This window comes from Micromonospora sp. NPDC007271 (assembly GCF_040634005.1).
GTDB lineage: Bacteria > Actinomycetota > Actinomycetes > Mycobacteriales > Micromonosporaceae > Micromonospora.
Genome location: NZ_JBEYER010000222.1, coordinates 1 through 1,294 on the forward strand (window position 1 = coordinate 1; position 1,294 = coordinate 1,294).

At 76.5% G+C, this 1,294-nt stretch carries 2 protein-coding genes; both read right to left on the reverse strand.

Annotated elements, in window-relative coordinates; all coding sequences use genetic code 11:
* On the reverse strand, positions 1-548 hold a 548-nt coding region (locus tag ABZ570_RS34000; protein ID WP_358072298.1), incomplete at its 3' end, for a glycerate kinase.
* Positions 548-1,294, reverse strand: a 747-nt coding sequence (locus tag ABZ570_RS34005; protein WP_358072300.1) for a sugar phosphate isomerase/epimerase family protein, incomplete at its 5' end; no start/stop codon positions are given. The genes ABZ570_RS34000 and ABZ570_RS34005, both read right to left, overlap by 1 nt.

Here is a 1,294-nt window from a genome sequence, read left to right on the forward strand (position 1 = left end):
CCGGGCGGCGCGGGCAGCAGGCCGGTGGCGTCGATCTCCGCCAGGTCGGCGAGTGCGGCGCCGCCGAGCGGCAGATCCCGGCCCCGGGCGTCGCGCAGCCGCAGCCCCAGGGCGCGCAGTGCGCCGGTGCCGCCGTCGGTCGACGCCGAGCCGCCGAGGCCGACGACGAGGCGGGTGGCGCCGGCGTCGAGGGCGGCCCGGGCGACCGCACCCAACCCGTACGTGTGGGCGCCGAGCGGATCCGCGGCGGCCATCAGCGGCAGCCCGCTGGACTGGGCGAGTTCCAGCACGGCCGTGCCGTCGGGCAGCAGCAGCCAGGCGGCGGTGACGGCGCGGCCGTCGGGCCCGGGCACGGTCACCGTGCGGCGTTGCGCGTCCGGCAGGGCGGCGGCGAAGGCGTCGACCGTGCCTTCGCCGCCGTCGGCCAGGGGGAGTAGCCGTACGTCGTCACCGGGCCGGCGGGCAAGCCAGCCGCGAGCCAGGGCGCGGGCGGCGTCCTCGGCGGTGAGGCTGCCCTTGAACGAGTCGGGTGCGACGACGACCCTCATCAGTCGGCCAGCACCAGTTGGACGTAGCGGTCCTTCATGGTGGCGAGGACCTCGTCCGGGTCGGTGGCCCACACGTCGGCGTTGAATATCTCCACCTCGGTGTCGCCGGTGTAGCCGGCCCGCTCGACGGCCCGCCGGAACGGCGGGAAGTCGATGTGGCCGTCGCCCATCATGCCCCGGCCGAGCAACACGTCGGCCGGGAGCGGGGTCAGGAAGTCGCACACCTGGAAGCTGGCGATCCGGTCGCCGGCCCGTTCGATCTGCCGCCACACGTCCGGGTCCCACCAGAGGTGGAAGGTGTCGACCACGACGCCGACCTGCTCGACCGGGAACCGTTCGGCGAGGTCGAGCGCCTGCCCCAGGGTGGACAGTACGGCCCGGTCGGCGCAGTACATGGGGTGCAGCGGCTCCAGGGCCAGCCGTACGCCGCGCTCGCCGGCGTACGGGGCCAGCTCGGCGAGCGCGTCGGCGACCCGCTGCCGGGCGCCGATCAGGTCACGGGAGCCGGGTGGCAGGCCGCCGACCACCATGACCAGGCAGTCCGTGCCCAGACCGGCTGCCTCGTCGACGGCGCGCCGGTTGTCCGCCAGGGCGGCGCGGCCGGCGTCGCCGTCGGCGGTGAGGAAGCCGCCGCGGCACAGCGACGACACCCGCAGGCCGGCGTCGGCGACGAGCTTCGCGGCGGCCGGCACCCCGATCTCGGCGACCGGCTCGCGCCACAGGCCGATGGCCGGGATGCCGGCGCG